Genomic DNA, 19,828 nt, shown 5'->3' with positions numbered 1-19,828 from the left:
ATGGGTGCGATACTGGCTGAGACCCGGCCCGACGAAGCAACCGCAGCTATCGAGGCTCCACACCGAGGGCGCAAGCAGGTCGTCGTCATCGGGGGCGGCTTTGCCGGGATCGCCGCAACACGGGCGCTGCGGCGCGCTGATGTCGATGTCATACTGATCGACCGCCGTAACCACCATATCTTTCAACCGCTGCTCTACCAGGTGGCGACGGCAGTCCTCTCGCCGGCCGAGATCGCAGCGCCAATCCGCCAGCTCGAGGTCAGGCAGCGAAACCTCAGCGTGCTCCTGGCGGAGGTCACCGGCGTCGATGTTGCTTCCCGCACCATCGAGGCGTCCTCCCCCGGTGTGGGCGTCCGTAAGATCGCCTACGACTACCTAGTGGTCGCGACCGGCATGCGCCCGAGCTACTTCGGGCACGATGAGTTCGCGCGATTTGCCCCGGCGCTCAAGAGTCTCAACGACGCAGAGACGATCCGAACCAAGATCCTGGGCGCGTTCGAAGTTGCCGCAACGACCGAGGACGCAAGCGAACGCGCGCGCCAGATGACATTCGTGCTGGTCGGAGCAGGCCCCACCGGCGTGGAACTCGCGGCATCGCTCGCGCAAATGGTGAAGGTCACGCTGCGCGGAAACTTTCGCCATATCGACCCAGCGCAGGCCAGCATCATTCTGCTCGACGCGGGACAGCGCGTTCTGCCGACCTTCGCTGAGCCACTGTCGCGCAGGGTGACCCGACGACTCACGAAGCTCGGCGTGAGGGTCTTGACTGGAGCGAAGGTCGAGACCGTCGACGCGGAGGGCGTGGTCGCCGGCGGCAACCGAATTCCCAGCGCCACCGTGCTGTGGACAGCTGGGGTTGCGGCGTCGCCTATTCCAAAGATGCTCGGCACCAAGACCGACCGCGCGGGACGCGCACTCGTTGATTCCTTCCTGAAGGTCGTAGACGTGCCGGGCGTGTTCGTCGTGGGCGATGCGGCGTCGGTCATGCAAAACGAACATCCGGTGCCGGGCGTGGCGCAGGCCGCGATCCAGGAAGGACGCTACGTCGGGCGCTTGATCGCGAAGGAGCTGAAGGGCCAAAAAGAGAAACGTCCGTTCCATTATTTCGACAAAGGCAACATGGCGGTCGTCGGCAAGAATTACGCCGTGCTGGAGCGGGGCTGGTTGCGGACAAGTGGGTCCTTGACCTGGCTGATCTGGGCGTGCGTTCACATCCTCGCCCTGCCGCAGCTACAGAACCGCCTGCGCGTGCAGCGGCAGTGGCTTTGGTCGTATTTCACCGGCCAACGCAGCTCGCGCCTGATTCCCGAGGCCCCGAGGGTTGCGACTCGGGGATCGGACCGCTGAACGGTCAGTTGCGCCATGAATACGGTCTACCTCCCCGCATTGGCAGCGTTGGCGGGGTCGACGATCGGCGGCCTTACGTCGTTCGCGTCAGCCTGGCTCACGCTGCACCATCAGGATCGCGCCAAGCGGCTGTCGGGGGAAAAGACCAGACGGCAAAAGCTGTACAAGCAATTCATCGATGAGGCCTCGAAGCTCTACGCCGACGCGCTCGTCCACGATCAGGCGGAGGTCTCCGCATTGGTCAGCGTCTACGCGCTGATCAACCGGATGCGCGTCGTATCAAGCACCGCCGTGATCGAGAAGGCGGATGCGGTCATTCATTTGATCATCGACACATATTTCATGCCCAACAAGACCCTCTCTGAAGTTCGCGAGCTGATGAACGGCCATGCCGTCAATCCGCTGCGGGCGTTCAGCGAGGAATGCCGTGCCGAATTGCAGGCCCTCAATGACCGTTGAGCGTGAGCTCAACGTCGTTGCTTCCTCCACTTTGAAGAATTTGCCGCGATTTGGCAGCGTTTACTCATGCAGCTGAACTGCGCGGTCTATTTTCAACGAGCCTGCATGCTTGCAGGCGGCTTTGAGGGCTCCTTCGGTCGCTCTCTCTATAGCCCCACAACACAAGAGGTCCAGCGATGCATTTTGATCCAGTCCTGCTATCACGCATCCAGTTCGCCTGGGTCGTCGCCTGGCACATTCTGCTTCCAGCATTCACCGTCGGATGTGCGTCCTTCATCGCTGTCCTCGAGGGCTTGAGCCTTGCGACAGGACGCGAAGTCTATGTCCGCAACTCGATATTCTGGACCAAGATCTTCGCCATCGCATTCGGCATGGGTGTCGTGACGGGCCTTGTCATGCCATTCCAGTTCGGCACCAACTGGAGCCGCTACGCGTCCGCAGCCGGGGACGTCCTCTCGCCACTCTTTGCGTATGAAGGCCTCACGGCCTTCTTCCTGGAAGCCGGCTTCCTCGGTGTCCTGCTGTTCGGCCGCAAGCTGGTGCCGCCTTGGGCGCACTTCTTCGCGGCCCTCATGGTGGCGATCGGTACTTTGTTTTCCACGTTCTGGATCTTGTCCGCCAACAGTTGGATGCAGACGCCGGCAGGCTACGAGATCGTGAACGGTCAGTTCATTCCGACAGATTGGATCAAGGCGATCTTCAATCCGTCGTTTCCTTATCGGCTCGCGCACACGGCGTTCGCATTCTTCACGACCACCGGATTCGTCGTCCTCGGTGTCGGCGCATACCTGCTCAGGCGCAATCGATCCATCCTGGAAGCACGCACCATGATGTCGATGGCGCTTTGGGCGCTGACCGTGCTGGTGCCGCTGCAGATGGTGATCGGCGATATGCACGGCCTCAACACCCGCAAATATCAGCCTGCGAAGCTGGCGGCCATTGAGGCTCGTTGGGAAACCGCGAAGAGCGTGCCGCTGACTGTCTTCGCAATTCCGGACGACAAGGCCGAGCACAACAAGTTCGCCGTCGAAATTCCCTGGCTCGGAAGCCTGATCTTGACCCACGATATCAATGGCGAGGTGAAGGGTCTGAAGGACTTCCCCGCTGATCAGCGTCCGCCCGTCGCGATTCCCTTCTTTGCCTTCCGTGCGATGGTCGGATGCGCGGGCCTGATGCTGGGGCTCGTGCTTCTGGGCGGCTGGTTGCGGTGGCGCGGGCAACTCTATGACACGCGACTGTACCTCTTGGCTTGTCAGTGTGCGATTCCACTCGGCTTCATCGCGGTCGTTGCTGGATGGTTCGTGACCGAGGTCGGCCGCCAGCCGTGGACGGTCTATGGGCTCTTGCGCACGGCAGCCTCGGTGACGCCGTCTGTGACAGGCCATGACGTTACGCTGTCACTCCTAGCTTACATGGCGGTCTATCTGCTGATTTATCCCTCGGGCCTCATCCTGCTGCTTCGGCTCGTTCGCAAAGGTCCGCTTGAGACCGGTGAATCGGCTCCGGCGATCGAGGCTGGCATTCCTGCCGCACCGGTCTTGGTTCCCGCAATCAACGTCGTGAAAGGAGAAGTGTGATGACCCAGGCGCTCGATTTGGTTCCGATCTGGACGGTGATCCTTGCGCTGGCCGTCTTCTTCTATGTTCTGCTCGACGGCTTCGATCTTGGAGTGGGAATGCTCTTTGGCTTGGCGTCCGATACGCGCTCCCGTAACACCATCATGAACTCGATTGCCCCGATCTGGGATGGTAACGAGACCTGGCTGGTCCTTGGCGGCCTTGGCCTTCTCGCGGCATTCCCGACTGCGTTCGCCGTGATCATTCCAGCGGTGTATTTTCCCATCCTGGTCATGTTGCTCGCACTGGTGTTCCGCGGCGTTGCATTCGAATTTCGGTTTCGCGACGCTGAAAACAAGACGTTCTGGGACCACGCATTCTGCCTCGGATCCGCCATGGCCACGTTTGCGCAAGGCGTCGTGCTTGGCGCATTCGTCCAGGGTTTCCCGGTTTGCGACGGCCAATTTGCGGGAACGTCCCTTGCGTTTCTCACCCCGTTCTCCGTTCTGACCGGCGTCGCCTTGATGTTCGGCTACGGCCTTCTCGGCGCCGGCTGGCTTATTCTGAAAACCGACGGTGACATTCAGGCTGCGGCACGTCGCCAAGGCCGCGTCTGCCTCGTCGGTGTCGTCGCCGCGATCGCGATCGTGAGCATCTGGACCCCAATCATGAGCCCCGCGGTGGCGGCGCGCTGGTTCACCTGGCCCAACATCGCGCTGTTCGCGCCGGTACCCGTACTGTCCGGCGTGATCGCGCTCGCGACATGGCGGTCTCTCGACGGCAAGGCCGAGGCGGCGCCATTTTTTGGTGCGATCGCACTCTTCGTCCTTGCCTACATTGGCATGGCCATCAGCCTGTTTCCAATGATCGTGCCCTACCAGCTGACACTGTGGGAGGCTGCCTCCTCGCCGCGCACCCAGGCCTTCCTTCTGGTCGGAACGCTGTTCCTGATTCCTGTCATCCTGACCTATTCGAGCTGGTCATATTGGGTGTTTCGCGGAAAGGTTCGCGCCGATGTGGGGTATCACTGATCGCCCCCACCAATCTTCTAGATCAAGCGCTGAAACGACCCATCATTGGACTACGACGTAGATCGCTATTTGTCTGGGGCAGTTATGGGTCGGCAGCGGATTAGATCCGCTCGCACGATAACGGAATGCCAGAAAGCGCACTCAGAATGATCATCTGCTCATGCAATGTCCTCAGCGATCGCGACATCAAAGAGGCTGTCGCCTCCGCTGAGGCCGACCTAAATTCGACTGCGCAGGTCTACAATTGCCTCGGCTGCTTGGTGCATTGCGGGCTTTGCTCCCGCTCGGTCAGAAGACTCCTGCGGCACAAGCCTCTGCACCATCTTTCGTCGATCTAGATGCGGCCGCCTTCCCATATACTCTGACGGAGCATCGCCACCTTTCTTTCGGATCGAACCTCCGTATCTCAACGCTTCGACTGCATGCCCTGCAAAAAGCGAAGCGGATTGAGCGGGCCTATGGGATCAGTTCGAAGCTCATCATATGTGCTTTTCCCAAAGGCAGCTTTTCAAGCATTTCGTGAGCGACTGCCGGATCGGTGACGTTGATGATGAACGCCACGCCTGGCTTTCCCTGTAGCGAATACCACTGCTCGATCTTGCCATCGAGCTTGAGGTCGACAGTTTCCCGAACTTCCTCCGGCAGGACAGCAAAGACCTGCGACCGCTCAAAACCGGGATTGATTGTCCCGATGGCGAGAATTTTGGTCGTCGGCGTCGTTCTCATGGCGGCTCCTTGTGCGCTTGCGAATTTGAAGCCGACAAGGCAGCCAATAAGTGCCAATGCGGCTGCAGAAACGAATTTCATGTCATCTCCTCTGTATGTCGGTCAGGCACCGGGAGAACCTGTTGGGAGAGCAACGATATTCGCTTCTTCCTGGATCGAAAGGACAGTTGACTTGCAGACATCGAGCGAGCGAGTCAAAAATGACCCGATTGACCCAAAGCTCACGTGAGCAACTTCATCCACGAGAAGTACAGCAAGCAGCGAAAGGATATGCGTCATGTCACAACCAGTGAACGACGACGCGATCGACTTCGTTGAGATCAATAAAGATATCACGCTCAGGCGAATGGTTCTGCGCAATGCGAACCCGACGGGGACCGTTCTCTTCCTGCATGGATTTCCGGAGACCCTGTATGCCTGGAAGGATATAGCCAAGGCTCTGGCTGATGACCACGAGGTCCACGCGTTCGACTGGCCCGGTTACGGGCTCTCATCTAGGCCAACGGTCGACAAGTTTTCATATGCGCCCAAGGACTACGCGCGTATTCTGGATGGATATATCGAGAAGGCGGCCATCGATAAATCGAAGCTCACGATCTACGCAACCGATATCGGAGCGCTCCCCACGCTCCTGCTGGCCGTGGAAAAACCCGATATCGCAAGGACGATCATCGTGGGCGATTTCGCCCCGTTCAACAGGCCCCAGTTCATGTATGCGAGCCTGCAAAGCCTGAAGGCGGGACCTGCGATGGACCAGGTCCGCGCCAGCTTGAACAGCAATCGCGACGAGATCCTGGAGAACACCTTCACGCGAGGTTTGCCCAAGGAAGGGCATTTTGAAGTCGCGCCTGAGTTCAAGGACGACATGTGCCGAGGATGGACTCAAGGAGCGATGACGACGGCTGACGCGTTCTCCCACTACTACTCGCACTTTACGCGAGACCAGGATGACTTCGAATCGCGACTGGCCCAGCTCAAGGCACGCGTGAAGGTGATCTGGGGAGAGAAAGATCTCTATATCAACAAGGAGATGGGAGTAGAGTTCGCCGAAAGGCTGCATGCGGAGCTGACCCTTCTTCCAGGCATGGGGCATTTCCCCCACCTGCAGAACCCAAGGCTGGCCATCGATGAGGTTCGTGCCGCATTCCGATGAGTCGCCAGTTCCTGCACGTTCAGTCGAAGTTCGACACGTCGGTCTGTTGTGCTCGTGGCAGATCGATTGGACCGACCTGGCAACGTCCAATGTTTCCATTTATAGCCCTTCGTGAACCTCACGGGATGCTTCTTGCGAGTCTGAGAGCGTCGGGGCCCCGAGGCCGAGCAGGGGCCAACGAGAAATGTCGATCGTCATGAGTTTCCTCCTTCTCTTCCGCGAAGACACGGGCAGCGCGCTCACTCTGCCGCAAGCGCGTGGTGTCGCAGGAGCAAGCCAAGGCGCCCCCAAGAGTCGGGCAGTTGTATGAGCACGGCATGACGGATCCCATGTCTTGAGCAGGCGCCATCTTCGGCACCGTTGCGATGGCCCGCCTCGTTTACGCTGGAGCCTAGTTCTGCGCTCGCAGGTCGGCAATATCGCGTGCCGTGAGCGCCGAGCCCTTGGCTCCAAAGCGCGCGGTGACGTAGTTGACAACCGCGGCAATCTCATCGTCGGAGAACGCCTGACCGAAAGAAGGCATCGACAGCGCGCTATCCGGGGTCAGGCGTCTCGTGCCGCTGATCACGATCTGCGCGACATTCATCGCGCTCGGATCGTTGACGGCGGCGCTCCCTGTCAGAGTCGCAAACTTCGAGACCGCGCTCTCGCCGCTCCAGCCGTGACAGCTCACGCAAGCACCCTCGAAGACCTTCTTGCCGAGCAGGCTGGCGGTCACGCCGTCCTTGTGGGACACCGGCGCTGGCGCTGACTTTGACGCAACATCGGATGACATCGTGGGCGGAACGCTTCGCAGGAACGTAACCATCGCCTCGATATCGGCCTTCGTCATCCTGCTGAAGGAGTGATCGACGGCTTCGCCCATCGGTCCCGATGCAGTGCCGCGGCCTGACACATGTCCGGTCGAAAGATAAGAGGCGATGTCATCGTCGGTCCAGCCGCCGAGGCCGGTAGTCTTGTCGGAAGAGATGTCGGTGGCATGCCACCCTGCCACCGGCGCCCCGGCAAATTTCTTCCGGTTGTCGAGCGCAAAGCCGATGTTGCGTGGCGTATGGCATTCGCCGCAATGTGCCAGCGCTTCGGCCAGGTAGGCACCGCGATTCCACTTCAGGCTCTGCGACGCATCAGGCCGAAAGCGCGTATCGGGATTGAACACCAACGACCAGAACGTCATGGCCCAGCGCTGATTGAAAGGAAACAACAGCGTGTTTGCCGGCGGCACGGCGCGTACCGGCGCCAGACTGAAAAGGTAGGCCTTGATCGCGAGAGCATCGGCATCAGTGACAAACGTGTAGGACGTGTAGGGCATTGCCGGATAGAGCCGCGCGCCATCGCGGCGGACGCCCCGATGCATCGCATCCAGGAATTCCTGGTCGGTGTACTTGCCGATGCCCGTCTCCGGATCCGGCGTGATGTTGGTCGAGTACATGGTCCCGAACGGAAGCTTGAACGCAAAGCCACCCGCATATTTCTTGCCGCCCGGCGCCGTATGGCAGACCACGCAGTCCGCCGCCTCCGTAAGATATTTGCCGCGCTCGAGAAGGCTGTCCTGTCTCATCTCGGCAGGCACACCCGTGGGATCCCCGTCCTTGTAGTCCGCCACGGCAACATTCTTGCCGCCGGTGAACGCCAACGGACCCGGCCCTCGAACGTACCAAACTGCGCCCAGCGCAACGACCGCGCCGAGAACAGCGGCCCCGATCACGGACTTCACAACAATGGCTCTCATAACCACGGCTTCTTCTCCGCGATCAATTGCCGGTCGATCGGAAGCCGGCGCAATGCAATGCCCGTCGCCGCATAGATGGCGTTACGCAACGCAGGAGGACCTCCGACCACGCTCGCCTCACCGATCCCGCCCGGCGCCTCCCCGCTTTTCACGAGGTGGACATCAATCTTCGGGACCTGGTCGATACGCAGCATGCGATAGTCATGGAAATTTGACTGCTGGACGCGGCCCTTCTCCAACGTGATTTCACCATACAATGCAGCGGTCAGACCGAAGATCATACCACCCTGGACCTGCGCGACGACGGTGTCCGGATTGACGGTGAGGCCGCAATCCACGGCGAGCGTCACCCTCCGAATGTAGACGTCGCCGCCGGTGTCAACTTCCGCCTCGACGACGGTAGCGATCGAACTATTGAAGGTCGGCTGCACGCTGACGCCGCGGCCCACACGCGGCGGCAACGGCTGGCCCCAGTTCGACTTTTCCGCCGCCAGATCCAGCACGTGACGGATCCGTGGCGTCTTCCCGAGCATGTCACGTCGAAATGCAACCGGATCCTTGTTCACCTTGCGCGCCAGTTCGTCCATGAAGCATTCGATCGCGAACACATTGTTGTTTGGACCGACGCCGCGCCAAAAGCCGGTCGGAACGGCGGGCGGTTCGACGCGGACATAATCCACCTGGAAATTCGGAATGTCGTAGGGCATGTCGACGGCGCTATCGACAGCGTCGATATCGATGCCCTCCTTGAAGGCGGGCGGCAACCAACGCGCGATCACGGATGAGCCGGCGACGCGGTACTTGAAGGCGATCACCTTGTCGCCGGTCAGCCTCGCCGAAATGCTGTCATGATAGATCGGACGGTAGAGGTCATGCTGGATGTCCTCTTCGCGCGTCCAGATGATCTTGACAGGCCCATCAACCTTGCTGCCGATCCGCACGGCGGCGGCGATCATGTCGACCTCGAGCCTGCGTCCGAACCCTCCGCCCAGAAGATGCTGGTGGATCGCCACCTTGTCTTCAGAAAGACCGGCGGCTTTTGCGGCGACCGACTGCGCGCGCGCAATGATCTGCGTTCCCACCCAGACATCACACGAATTCGGCGTAACATGGACGGTACAGTTCAGGGGCTCCATCGTCGCGTGCGCAAGAAATGGCATTTCGTAGGACGCATCATACGACTCGCCAAAATTGAGCACCTTGGCGACATCCCCGACGGATTTTGCGACGACGCCCGCACCCTCGCTCGCCGTGCGAAGATGCTCCCAGATGTCCTTGGAACTGAGGTTGGCGTTCTTGCCTTCGTCCCAGGTGATGTCGAGTGCTTCGAGCCCGCACTTGGCGGCCCACATATGATCCCCGACGACGGCGACCAGGTCGTCCAACGCTATGATCTGCCGCACACCCGAGATTTTCCTTGCAGCCTCGTCGTCGATCTTCGTAACCTTGCCGCCAAAAACCGGGCATTGCGCCAGCGTCGCAAATTTCAGGCCGGCCATCATGGTGTCGATGCCGTAGATCACCTTGCCGTTGACCTTGTCCGGCGTATCGAGCCTCTTCAGCGGCTTTCCGATCAGGACGAAATCCTTGGGATCCTTCAGCGCAACGTCGCCCGGCGGTGATAACTTGCCGGCGGCCTCCACGAGCTCGCCATAGCGAAGCTTGCGGCCGCTTTCATTGTGAACCACCGTGCCCTGGATCGTGCTGCAACTCTCCGGCGTGACTTGCCACCGCTCCGCGGCGGCCTTGACGAGGATGGCCCGGGTGGTGGCGCCCGCTTTCCGCAACGGAGTCCAGAATGCACGAACCGAGGTCGATCCGCCGGTGGCCTGAACGCCCAGCAATGAGTTGGCATAGAGCTTCTCGTCCGGTGGCGCATGCTCGAGCGCGACCTGGGTCAGGTCTGCATCGAGTTCTTCGGCGAGGATCGTGGCAACGCCCGTGTAGATGCCTTGCCCCATTTCCACCTGCGGCATCACCAGCGTGACGAGACCGGCTCCGTCGATCCGGATATACGCGTTTGGCGCAAACGTCCCTCCGGCTGAATCCTTCACGGGCCCGGCGGCATCGACCGGGAGATGGAAGGCGAACACAAAACCAGTTGCCAATGCGCCGCCGAGAACCCGACGACGCGAGACATTCGGCGATTTGGACATGACGTCACCTACGCCTTCTGAGCGGCGGCCGCCCGTTTGATGGCGGCCCGGATACGTACATAAGTGCCGCAGCGGCAGATGTTGCCCGCCATGGCTGCGTCGATATCGGAATCGTCGGGATCCGGCGTCGATGCCAATAGCGCCGCCGCCGACATGATCTGACCGGACTGGCAATAGCCGCACTGCACGACCTCGAGGTCAAGCCAGGCCTTCTGCACCCGGGCCCCCACCGGGGTCGCGGCGATGCCTTCGATGGTGGTTATCGTGCGGCTTTGAAGATTGCCGACGGGGAGCACGCACGAGCGGACCGGCTTGCCATCGACATGCACCGTGCAGGCACCGCACTGCGCCATGCCACAGCCGAACTTCGTACCGGTGAATCCAAGAATATCGCGCAGCACCCATAGCAAAGGCATTTCGGAAGGCGCTTCGAACGATCTTTCCTGACCGTTGATATTCAGCGTCGTTGCCATATGGACTCCTGCTATCTGCTCGGCTCGGCTCAGCGCGATATAGATGCGGCGCACGGCTGTCCGACAGCCTTATGAGACCACGTCCAAAGGATGCGAAGTCACAGCTGTCCTGGTCGCGAGGTCGTTGATCCTGGATGCGTAGTTCTGGAAGTGCGGTGTTGCCCGATGGGCTTGTACCGATTCGATATCCTTGTAGAGCTCGTCGACGATGAAATTTGTCTCGTCGTTCTGATCTTGCCAAAGGTCCCAGCGAAGGTTGCCCGGCTCGGAGCGGCTATGGCCTGCCAAACCACGCAACAGAGCGATCAATTCGCCCGCCTTTCCGGGCTGGGCCTTGAGCAGCGCCGTCGTTTTCATGTGAGTTGCCACTGATCTCTCCTTGTGGTCGGCTCATCGTCGCGCGAGCTCCACCGGCCGTTCCGCCGGTCAGGCGGAAGCGGCTGCACCAGGCTGACGTTGAGTGACTGCCTTATCGAGCGCCTTGACCAGCGCCTCACCGACCGAATGATCCGAGCGCGGGTTCTGGCCAGTGATGAGCTCACGATCAACGATCACGTGGGGCTCGAAATCGACCTGCGTCGTCGCCACGTCGCCTCCCGCTGCGCTGAGCGCCTGCGGCATGGTGAAGTACATCTTCCCATGCAGGATCTCCTTTTCGACCCACTTCTCTTCCGAGGCGGAAAAGATCGTCATCCGATAACCGGCATACGGCCACCCCTTGGCTAACTGCTTCGCCTTCGACTCATCGCCGGCCATCAAGGCCGCGCGGAATTCACGCGCAGGCGACATCGCCGAGACAAGCGCAATCGGACCATGGCAGAGCAGCGCCGTCGGCTTTGCATGGTCATGGAAGTGGCGAAGCACTTCGCCCATCTGCCGGTCCTGCATCAGATCGACGACCGGCGCCTGGCCGCCCGGCACGAACACCCCGGCGTAGCCGTCCAATCCCCTTTCGATCACCGCACCGAGGGACTGAATCTGGTTCATCGCGGGATCATCGCTCCAGAACGCCCTGGCGCGGGCATAGGCGGCGGTGTCACCGCCAAAGTGCGCAGCCGAGTCCGAGGCCTTGTCCATGTGAGGCTTGGTGCCGTCCGGCGTGGCGAGCTGAACGTCGTAGGCGGCTCCGATCAGCGCCATGATCGGAACGACGGTCTCGTTGAGATAATTTCCGGTTGGCCCCCATTTGCCACCCTGCACTTCGATCTGGGTGGCATTGGATCCAACGACAAGCACCTTTGCCTTGCTCATGGTGTCAGCCTTCCGTTCGTTTCTGAATGGGTCGCAGCAGCTCCACGTCGACGTACTGGATCTGCCGGCAGCCAATGCCCTGTTGCGAGATCAGCACGCGGGCACCATTGTCGCCGTCACAGATAATCGGAAGCGGGCACGGACGCCCGTAAAGAGATGTAAAACGTCGAACAGCGGGAGAGTCCCTTAGGCTCTGAGCTCCAAGGTCTCGCATTGGTCTCGCGGCGAGCGATTTTCCTCAATTTACAAATCGCTATTCGTCAGCTGCAAATCCGCAACATAGACTCGCGGAAGTGGCGCTCTTGCCGACTGGAGATGGACGCAATCAACTCCGCGCGACATCGGCAACGCCAACTTCATCGTCACCGGAGGTTCAAATGAGAATCAGGGAAGCACTGTTGGCCGCGCCGCTCGGGTTCGGCACAGCACCGCTCGGCAACATGTATCGGGATATCCCCGAGAATGAGGCACTTGCGACGGTCGATGCGGCCTGGGACGCGGGCACGCGATTTTTCGATACCGCTCCATTCTACGGAGCCGGGCTCGCAGAGATTCGCCTCGGCAAAGCGCTCTCAAGGCGAACTCGCAGCGAATACGTTCTTAGTTCAAAGGTCGGCCGGCTGATCCTCGACGAAGTCGAAGATCCGAGCGCCCGGGACCACGGCGAGAAGGGCGACATCTTCAAACACGGCCGCCCCAACAAGATCGTCCCCGATTACTCGGCCGATGGCACCATGAAATCGATCGAGGACAGCCTCAAGCGCATGAAGGTCGACCATATCGACTTCGTGTGGGTTCACGATATCGCCCAGGATTTTTACGGCGATCGCTGGCTTGCAATGTTTGAAACCGCTCGCACGGGGGCCTTCCGAGCTCTGTCGAAACTACGCAACGAGGGCGTGATCAAGGGATGGGGCCTCGGCGTGAACAGGGTCGAACCCGTGGAGCTTCTGCTCGGGCTCACCGAGGCGGACCCGGATGCGACCTTGCTCGCCGGCCGGTATACTCTCCTCGATCATGAGGTGGCGCTGCAGAGGCTGATGCCCGCCGCACAGCGCAAGAAAGTCGATATCGTGATCGGCGGCCCGTATAGCTCCGGAGTGCTTGCAGGCGGGCGTCACTTCGAATACGGGGCGGTGCCGCCGGCGATTGCCGCCAAGGTCGAGAAGATCTCGGTCCTGTGTGCGGAATACAACATACCCATCAAGGCAGCGGCACTGCACTTCTCTCTGGCGCACCCGGCGTCGGCCGCAGTCATTCCCGGGGCCAGCAAACCCGGACGCATCCGCGAAGATCACGCAGCGCTCAAGACCAAAATTCCCGCTGAGTTTTGGCTAGCCTTGCGAAAGAAAGGGCTTGTGGCGGCAGAGGCGCCTCTGCCGATCGATAGATAAGGCGTCAATTCACTAGCGTCCCACGCCAGATAAATTCTGTACCGTGCAAGATTTTACGGGCCGTTACGCCGATTTAATTGAGCCGGGTATCGTGTGGTTCTACTCTTGCGACAGGTTTAGAAACGTCTGACGACTTTGGCTTTCGGAAAGTCTGGCCCATCAGCGCACGTCTCTCCAATGCCAAGTGCCATACGGATGGCAGCGTGCCATGCGTAGGTCGGGGCGCAATCCGCCCGAGTCCCTCCCCCGGGGCGCCCCGATCGTCCTTTTTCATCGCATTCCATCGCGGCTCGCCGCATGAACGTCAGGAGATGATAATGATTCCAGCTCGCATACCAACACCTGATTCCACATCAGCCTTGGCGCTGCGGAACACCACCACTGCGACCAACGCACTCAACACGATCCTGGCGGATATGCTCGCCCTCTATTTCAAGACCAAGAATTTTCATTGGCACATGGCCGGGCCACATTTTCGCGACTACCATTTGTTGCTGGACGACCAGGCGACGGAAATCTTCTCGGTCGTCGACGACATCGCCGAGCGAGTTCGCAAGACTGGCAATACAACCCTGCGATCCATCGGAGACATCGCTCGCCGGCAGACAATCAAGGATAATGATGCCGAATTCGTGCCGGCGGACGACATGCTCGCCGAACTCCGCGAGGACAATTTCGCGCTGGTTCGTGCGCTCCGCGAAGCGAAAGTGCTCGTTGATGAAGCCAGGGACAACGGCACTTCGGGACTGCTCGACGGCTGGACCGACCAGGCAGAGCGGCGGGCCTGGTTCCTCTTCGAAGCCACACGATCTGCCTGATTCCCCGCCTGCCTGATTCCCCGCCGCAATGATCGTACACGGAAAGATCCCGTCCCTGGAACGAGTGTGGACGACGCCGTCGGCGGCGTTCGCACTCTGAGAGATAGCCGAAAGCGAATGGCGATCGGTCCCGCCGCGACGACGCCTTAGCGATTCTGAACCTGGCCGACTTGTGCGCGTCGACGCGGTCGAAGCCAAACAATCCCAAAAGCTTGAGATCTGCGGCCCGAAGAGGCGGCGTGAGCCCTCAACCCGTGCCACTGACCCAGGAGCCGCGCCAGACGAGCGCGGCCCAGGGATTTGTCCAGTTGGGAACGGCGTTGCGTTACTCCGCCGCCTTGATGATCAGTTCGGAGACTTCCTTCGGGAACGCGAGCATCGCGACGTGACTCGACGGCACCTCGATCGCCGTCGCCTTGGCCGCCTTCACCTGGTCCTTCTCCATTTGTGGCGGAATGATCGCATCCTTGGTCGCAACGACCATGAAGGTCGGCTTCTCCCGCCACGCGGCCTGGCTGATCGTAGCGCCGAGCGTCCTGATGTGGAAAGGTCCCTGCGTCGCAGCTACGACCGCCTGCTCCTTGGGCGGAAGGTCGGCCGCGAAATATTTCTTGATACCTTCCTCGCTGATCGTGAGATAACCGTCGGGGTCCTTGACGAACGTTTTCAAGCTCTCCGGATCTGGATATTTCGAAGTCGCGCTCTTTACGGACTCGCCTTTGTCGGGTGCGTAGGCCGCCACATAGACGAGCGATTTGACCTTGTCGTCGTTACCCGCCTCGGTGATGACGGCACCGGCCCATGAATGGCCGACGAGGACGACGGGACCTTCCGCGTTCCGGATTGCCCGTTTGGTCGCCGCGACGTCGTTGTCCAGCGAGTCGAGTGGGTTCTGGACGGCAACGACCTTGAGCCCGGCCTTCTCGAGATACGGAATGACCTTCTCCCAGCTCGAACCATCCGCGAATGCGCCATGGACAAGGACGGCGGTCTTGGCTTTCGGCTCGGTAGCCCAAACTGGCTGGGCGATCGCAACCATCGCGGTCAGGAGGCTCAAGCCCATAGCGCTCTTGTACGATTTCATAGCTACGTTCCTTCATTTGATGGGAGGATTGATTTTGCCGTATTCACAGTCGACACGAGACGATCGAATGTTGCAGGGAGCGGCCTGATCATCGCCTTGCTTTGAAAGGTTGGCTGCGACGGAAGCGATCGTCGTGATCTTCCTCTCAGGCCGGTGCTTTGCGCAGCTAGTAGAAGCGTCTGGTCGGAATAAAACCAGTTTAAAGATGTAAAGCGCTCGGCGTGGACGTGCTCGGAGACTTCGGCGATTGGCATGGCATTTCCTCAGGCAAGTCAGCCCAAACTGGCCGGAGCTGGTCATGCCTCGGCCTGCCTCGCCGTCGAATGCGACGCGTTGTCGGAAACTGGGATAATCCCGGCGCGGGCCACGGCATAAGACCCGGCCCATTTCGCCAGCATGCCGACACCAATCCCAACGACCGTGTCGAGCAGACGGAGCGACGGTTGCGCCAGCGCATGCTTCGGGTCGATGGCAGCGACCACCAGCACAACAGTTGTCGTGATCCCGGTGGTCACAATGTCCTCGCGCCGTCCCAGGAACAGCATCACGATGGTCCCCACGCCAATAACGAGACCGATACCGGCCGCATTGACAGGAAGAAAAGCGATGTAGATGAAACTCAGGACGAAGCTCACAAAGGTCGCGGTCAGCCGCGATATCCCCGCCGAAACGCTCCCTTCTCGGGTCTCGCGGAACACGAACAGAGTCGCGACAGCAGCCCACATACCTCCGAGGAGAGTATCGCCGCGATCGATGAAGCCGCCGAGCAATTCGGTTGTCAGGAGGTAAGAGACCGCGCAAGCGATCGCCATCGCGAACGCGTAGATTAATTCCCAGGCTGTGAGTTTCTTCATGATAATCGATCTCTCATGGCCACTTCCGCCAAGCGATGAGTGCGATGAGCCGACAGCGTCTCTTTCAGCCGTCGATCTGCATTCTGACGGCGCGCTCTATGGGCATCGTACCTTCCGTCAATTCCAGGATTCTACGTCGTAGAGCTGGCGTGTGAACCAATTCCACGATTGTCGCCGCAACGTCATCACGACGAATGCTCGTGTGGAACTCCGCTGGCCCCAGGCTAACTGTGCCAACACCTCTTTCATTGTTGAGAGAGGAAGGACGCAAGATAATCCAGTCCAGGTCAGTCCGAGCTAACTCCACATCGGTACGCTTTTTCACTGCCATGTAATGCTCGAAGCTTTCACCCCATCCTTTCTGGCGCCCGGCTTCGGGAAATACCGAGACAAGGATGAAGCGCTTGACGCCAGCGCCTCGGGCAGCAACGATCGATTTGGTTACGCCGTCACCATCAACGGTGTCGATCATGGCATCGCTGTCGGCCTCGCCGGCGCCAGCTGCGAAGACTATGACATCGCTTCCTGAGAAGTGGGCCACCAGTTTCGTCTCATCGATCCGAACGAGATCGCCGAGAGTGCCGGCAACGCCAATCGACCGCAGTTTTTCGCCTTGCTGAGCCCGCCGATATAAACCATCGACCTCATCGCCGCGGCTTTTGAGCAGGGCCGCAAGCCTGAACCCGGTCTCTCCGGAAATGCCGACAATGAAGATCTTCATTTTTTCCTCGCCAGGGCAGTGCGCCTCATACTCGGCCCTTCAGCCAGGGGCCCGACACTCCTACAGCTTCTCGACGAAAACCGTCTTGATGTTGCAAAACTCCCGGATGCCGAACTCCGACACTTCCCTGCCGTAACCGCTGTTCTTGATCCCGCCGAACGGCAGCCGCGGATCGGACCTAACGTTCTGGTTGACGAACGCCGCGCCGGCGTCGAGCTCCTCCGCCGCGATGCGCTCGCCGCGTGCGGTGTCAGCGGTTATCACCGCTGATCCCAGGCCGAACTCGCTCGCATTCACGATACGAATCGCGTCCCGCTCGTCCTTGGCGGATATGACCGCAGCAATGGGCCCGAACAGTTCCTCGTCATGCGCCGCCTGGCCCGGCAGAACGTTCGACAGGATCGTTGCCGGAAACCAGGCGCCGGCGCGTTTCGGAGCCTCGCCACCCAGCAGAAGCCGAGCACCATTTTTGATGCTCTGACTGACCTGACTTGCGATCTGATCCCGCGAATGCACGCTTTCCATCGGCCCGAGAAGCGTCTTCGCATCGTTGGGGTCTCCCATTTCGAAACGCTTCATCTCCTCGACGAGCGCGCTCTCGAAAGCCGGCCCGACGCTCTCGACCACAACAAAGCGCTTCGCAGCGATGCAGCTCTGGCCACCGTTCACCATGCGCCCGCGCGCGCATATCCTGGCGGCGGCGACCGGATCCGCATCCTCGAGCACAATATAGCCGTCGGAGCCGCCGAGCTCGTAGACGCCCTTCTTCATGACTGCGCCGGCGATCGCGGCGACCGACTTCCCGGCGGCAACGCTGCCGGTCAGCGTGACCGCGGCGATGTGCGGGTCTTCGATCAGTGGCCGCAAATCCTTCGACGGCAGCAGCACCGCTCGAAACAGGTCGACGGGGAATCCCGCCAGCCTGAAAATCTCCTCCAGGGCTAACGCGCATCCCGGCACGTTGGACGCATGCTTCAAGACGCCGCCGTTGCCGGCCATCAGATGCGGCGCAGCGAACCGGATGACCTGCCAGAACGGAAAATTCCACGGCATGACGGCAAGGATGACGCCGAGGGGATTGAAGGTCGCAAACGCCTTGGGTGGCGCGCCGGGGCCGGAATAGCCGACGCTCATATCGAGAGGTTTCGGCTTGAGAAAGCCTTCCGAGGCCTCGGCAAAATAGTCACAACAGGAGGCACATTTGTCGAGCTCGGCAAGGCCATCGGTCACTGGCTTGCCCATCTCCTCCGTCATGAGCTTGGCATACCGCGAACTATTGTCGCGAATGACTTTGGCGGCATTCTTCATCAAAGGAGCGCGATCCTTGAAGCCGACCCGACGCCACGTGGTCTGCGCGCGATGAACGTTGGCGGCAATCGACAACGCGTGGTCGATGCTATGCCCGGGGTAGGCTGCTCCCTTCTCACCCGTCGCTGGATTGATCGTCTGAAAGAGATTGGGTGTGGCCGCTGCAAATGCTCTTGCTTCCGCCATCTCTCGCGCTCCTGCTCCTGGGTGGGCTTTCTCGACCTGCCAACGTTGCCTGCGCCGCATCGGCGAGCAAGTAAAGAGAGGTAAAAGTGTCACCTCGCGCCGCAATCCTCAGTGAAGGCCGCCAAGAGTTCCGCTGCTGGGCATCGAGATCAGCGTGATGGCGCCCCGGTCTCCAAAGCCACAATCGAACGTGCCTCCAACGCTTTGCACCAGGGATTTCACGAGCTTCAGACCCCGTCCCGCCGGCCGTTGACCTCGGTTACAACCATTGTCGCAGATGCAGCATGTCACCATTGGCCCGGCCTTCGACAACTCGATCCGGATAACGCCGTCGACCGGGCCAAATGCGTGCCGGCACGAATTGGTAATGAGCTCGGAGACGGCAAGCCCAAGCTTCCAGCAGCTTTCGGCCGCAAGAAATTGCGGTTCGGACTCGACGAGCAGCAGCCTTATGTTGCGATCCCTTAGCCGCACAGCACTCACCGCGCCGCACAGCCGCTGCAGATACGCACAGACCTCGACCGGCTGCCGACCAGGGGGAAACGTCAGCGCCCGATGGACATCCGACAACTGCATCAGGAGCGTCGCCACGTCGGTCAAGGCGGCCCTGACTGCCGTGCTCTGCGACTTGTGGGCGCGCAGCGAGATTGCATTGATGATGCCTGCATATTCGTTCTTGATCCGATGGGACATCTCCTTCAGCAGGACGTGGTCTTCGACATCCGCGACCGACGTGTCCTTGCTAAGCTCCGCAAACTCGAACATATCTCTCATGTTGCGCGCTCCTGGCTCTCACGACTCCATCCGCCAACCGTTCCCTGCGTGATGGATCCTAGCCATTCGGCGCCGCCTGCCTTGATCAGCACCGCCGAGACTTTCCCGTTCGTGCTGTAAAATCGAGGACAAATCCGGCGAGAGCCTCCTTCCTCTTTTTACAACCTTTAACTTTCACTTGGCGCAGCCGCCGCCCATGGTTCCAACGCCAATTTCCTACTGGGTGAATCATGGATGGCTCTACCACTCTGTCCCACGGCGCAGGGGCGACGCCGGCGCATGTTGTCAGCAAAATGAGCGGCGATACGCCGACCGAACCGTCTTCGCTCGCTTCTGCGCATACGATGATGGAACTGCTTCGGAGCGCGGACGACGCCGTCGTCTCGGATCAAGCGCGTGCCCGGCAGCTCATCGATTGCGTGATGGACATTTTGCGCGCAACGTTGGACGAAAATGCGCATGCTCCATCCGCGAGCGCAGGTCGGCTGGCTCCCTGGCAAGAGCGCCGTCTGAAAGCGCATATCGAAGCCAATCTGAGCGTCTCGCTGACGACAGCCGAACTAGCAGGCGTGGTCAATCTCAGCCCCAGCTACTTTTCGCGGGCATTCAAGAAGAGCTTTGGCCAGCCGCCTCACTCCTACCTGACAATGAGGCGAACCATACGCGCCCAGAAGCTGATGCTCACGACCAACGAGCCGTTGAGTCAAATTGCGGTCGCCTGCGGCCTGGTCGACCAGTCCGCTCTGTGCCGCCTGTTTCGGCGCACGGTGGGGCACAATCCACACGCATGGCGGCGGGCGTTCAAGGG

The 19,828-nt window shown here is 60.3% G+C and carries 20 protein-coding genes; 9 read left to right on the top strand and 11 right to left on the bottom strand.

Features of this window, described 5'->3' with window-relative positions; genetic code table 11:
* The 5 genes from SO180_RS15240 (at position 1) to SO180_RS15220 (ending at position 4,731) form a co-directional block, all read left to right on the top strand.
* Positions 1–1,347, top strand: a complete 1,347-nt coding sequence (locus tag SO180_RS15240; protein ID WP_449379652.1) for an NAD(P)/FAD-dependent oxidoreductase — start codon at positions 1–3, stop codon at positions 1,345–1,347.
* A 15-nt stretch (positions 1,348–1,362) separates the two neighbouring features.
* Positions 1,363–1,806, top strand: coding sequence for a hypothetical protein (locus SO180_RS15235; RefSeq protein WP_449379651.1), 444 nt, complete (start codon positions 1,363–1,365; stop codon positions 1,804–1,806).
* A gap of 176 nt (positions 1,807–1,982) precedes the next feature.
* Complete coding sequence (locus SO180_RS15230; protein ID WP_449379650.1) at positions 1,983–3,383, top strand: cytochrome ubiquinol oxidase subunit I; 1,401 nt, start codon at positions 1,983–1,985, stop codon at positions 3,381–3,383.
* Complete coding sequence (gene cydB, locus SO180_RS15225) at positions 3,383–4,393, top strand: cytochrome d ubiquinol oxidase subunit II (protein ID WP_449379649.1); 1,011 nt, start codon at positions 3,383–3,385, stop codon at positions 4,391–4,393. Before SO180_RS15230 ends, cydB begins: the two co-directional genes overlap by 1 nt.
* Before the next feature lie 125 nt (positions 4,394–4,518).
* Complete coding sequence (locus tag SO180_RS15220; RefSeq protein WP_449379648.1) at positions 4,519–4,731, top strand: (2Fe-2S)-binding protein; 213 nt, start codon at positions 4,519–4,521, stop codon at positions 4,729–4,731.
* Between the two features lie 118 nt (positions 4,732–4,849).
* Here the strand turns inward: SO180_RS15220 and SO180_RS15215 are convergent, their stop codons facing one another.
* Positions 4,850–5,200, bottom strand: a complete 351-nt coding sequence (locus tag SO180_RS15215) for a hypothetical protein (protein ID WP_449379647.1) — start codon at positions 5,198–5,200, stop codon at positions 4,850–4,852.
* Between the two features lie 196 nt (positions 5,201–5,396).
* Here SO180_RS15215 and SO180_RS15210 point away from each other — a divergent pair, with 196 nt between their 5' ends.
* Entirely contained in the window at positions 5,397–6,272 is an 876-nt protein-coding gene (locus SO180_RS15210) for an alpha/beta fold hydrolase (protein ID WP_449379646.1), read from the top strand.
* A gap of 391 nt (positions 6,273–6,663) precedes the next feature.
* Here SO180_RS15210 and SO180_RS15205 read toward each other — a convergent pair whose 3' ends face one another.
* The 5 genes from SO180_RS15205 to SO180_RS15185 form a co-directional block, all read right to left on the bottom strand.
* Positions 6,664–8,001 (bottom strand): c-type cytochrome, encoded by a 1,338-nt coding sequence (locus SO180_RS15205; RefSeq protein ID WP_449379645.1) that lies wholly within the window; start codon positions 7,999–8,001, stop codon positions 6,664–6,666.
* A complete protein-coding gene (locus SO180_RS15200) occupies positions 7,998–10,157 on the bottom strand; it encodes a xanthine dehydrogenase family protein molybdopterin-binding subunit (protein WP_449379644.1) in 2,160 nt (719 codons plus the stop codon). Before SO180_RS15200 ends, SO180_RS15205 begins: the two co-directional genes overlap by 4 nt.
* Before the next feature lie 8 nt (positions 10,158–10,165).
* Complete coding sequence (locus tag SO180_RS15195) at positions 10,166–10,630, bottom strand: (2Fe-2S)-binding protein (protein ID WP_449379643.1); 465 nt, start codon at positions 10,628–10,630, stop codon at positions 10,166–10,168.
* Positions 10,631–10,699: 69 nt separating this feature from the next.
* Entirely contained in the window at positions 10,700–10,999 is a 300-nt protein-coding gene (locus SO180_RS15190) for a putative quinol monooxygenase (protein WP_449379642.1), read from the bottom strand.
* A gap of 57 nt (positions 11,000–11,056) precedes the next feature.
* On the bottom strand, positions 11,057–11,881 hold the full coding sequence (locus SO180_RS15185; protein ID WP_449379641.1) for a type 1 glutamine amidotransferase domain-containing protein: 825 nt from the start codon (positions 11,879–11,881) through the stop codon (positions 11,057–11,059).
* A 377-nt stretch (positions 11,882–12,258) separates the two neighbouring features.
* Between SO180_RS15185 and SO180_RS15180 the strand changes: the two genes are divergently transcribed.
* Both SO180_RS15180 and SO180_RS15175 read left to right on the top strand, forming a co-directional pair.
* Positions 12,259–13,275 carry an aldo/keto reductase gene (locus SO180_RS15180; protein WP_449379726.1) on the top strand — a complete coding sequence of 339 codons (1,017 nt, stop codon included), beginning with the start codon at positions 12,259–12,261 and terminating at the stop codon, positions 13,273–13,275.
* 317 nt (positions 13,276–13,592) lie between these two features.
* Entirely contained in the window at positions 13,593–14,093 is a 501-nt protein-coding gene (locus SO180_RS15175) for a Dps family protein (RefSeq protein ID WP_449379640.1), read from the top strand.
* Positions 14,094–14,418: 325 nt separating this feature from the next.
* On the opposite strand, the gene SO180_RS15170 is transcribed toward SO180_RS15175, so the two are convergent.
* From SO180_RS15170 to SO180_RS15150, 5 genes are all read right to left on the bottom strand, one after another.
* A complete protein-coding gene (locus tag SO180_RS15170) occupies positions 14,419–15,177 on the bottom strand; it encodes an alpha/beta fold hydrolase (protein WP_449379639.1) in 759 nt (252 codons plus the stop codon).
* 296 nt (positions 15,178–15,473) lie between these two features.
* Positions 15,474–15,989 carry an FUSC family protein gene (locus tag SO180_RS15165; RefSeq protein ID WP_449379638.1) on the bottom strand — a complete coding sequence of 172 codons (516 nt, stop codon included), beginning with the start codon at positions 15,987–15,989 and terminating at the stop codon, positions 15,474–15,476.
* A gap of 106 nt (positions 15,990–16,095) precedes the next feature.
* Positions 16,096–16,752: an NAD(P)H-binding protein gene (locus SO180_RS15160; RefSeq protein ID WP_449379637.1), complete on the bottom strand. Its 657-nt coding sequence runs from the start codon at positions 16,750–16,752 to the stop codon at positions 16,096–16,098.
* Positions 16,753–16,812: 60 nt separating this feature from the next.
* Positions 16,813–18,246, bottom strand: coding sequence for an NAD-dependent succinate-semialdehyde dehydrogenase (locus tag SO180_RS15155; protein ID WP_449379636.1), 1,434 nt, complete (start codon positions 18,244–18,246; stop codon positions 16,813–16,815).
* Positions 18,247–18,354: 108 nt separating this feature from the next.
* A complete protein-coding gene (locus SO180_RS15150) occupies positions 18,355–19,020 on the bottom strand; it encodes a sensor histidine kinase (protein WP_449379635.1) in 666 nt (221 codons plus the stop codon).
* Between the two features lie 293 nt (positions 19,021–19,313).
* Here SO180_RS15150 and SO180_RS15145 point away from each other — a divergent pair.
* A partial coding sequence (locus tag SO180_RS15145) for a helix-turn-helix domain-containing protein (protein ID WP_449379634.1) occupies positions 19,314–19,828 on the top strand: 515 nt, incomplete at its 3' end.

The sequence above is a fragment of the Bradyrhizobium sp. UFLA05-112 genome (assembly GCF_053572325.1).
Note: the sequence above shows the minus strand (reverse complement) of the source record. Positions and strands in the feature narration are given on the sequence as shown.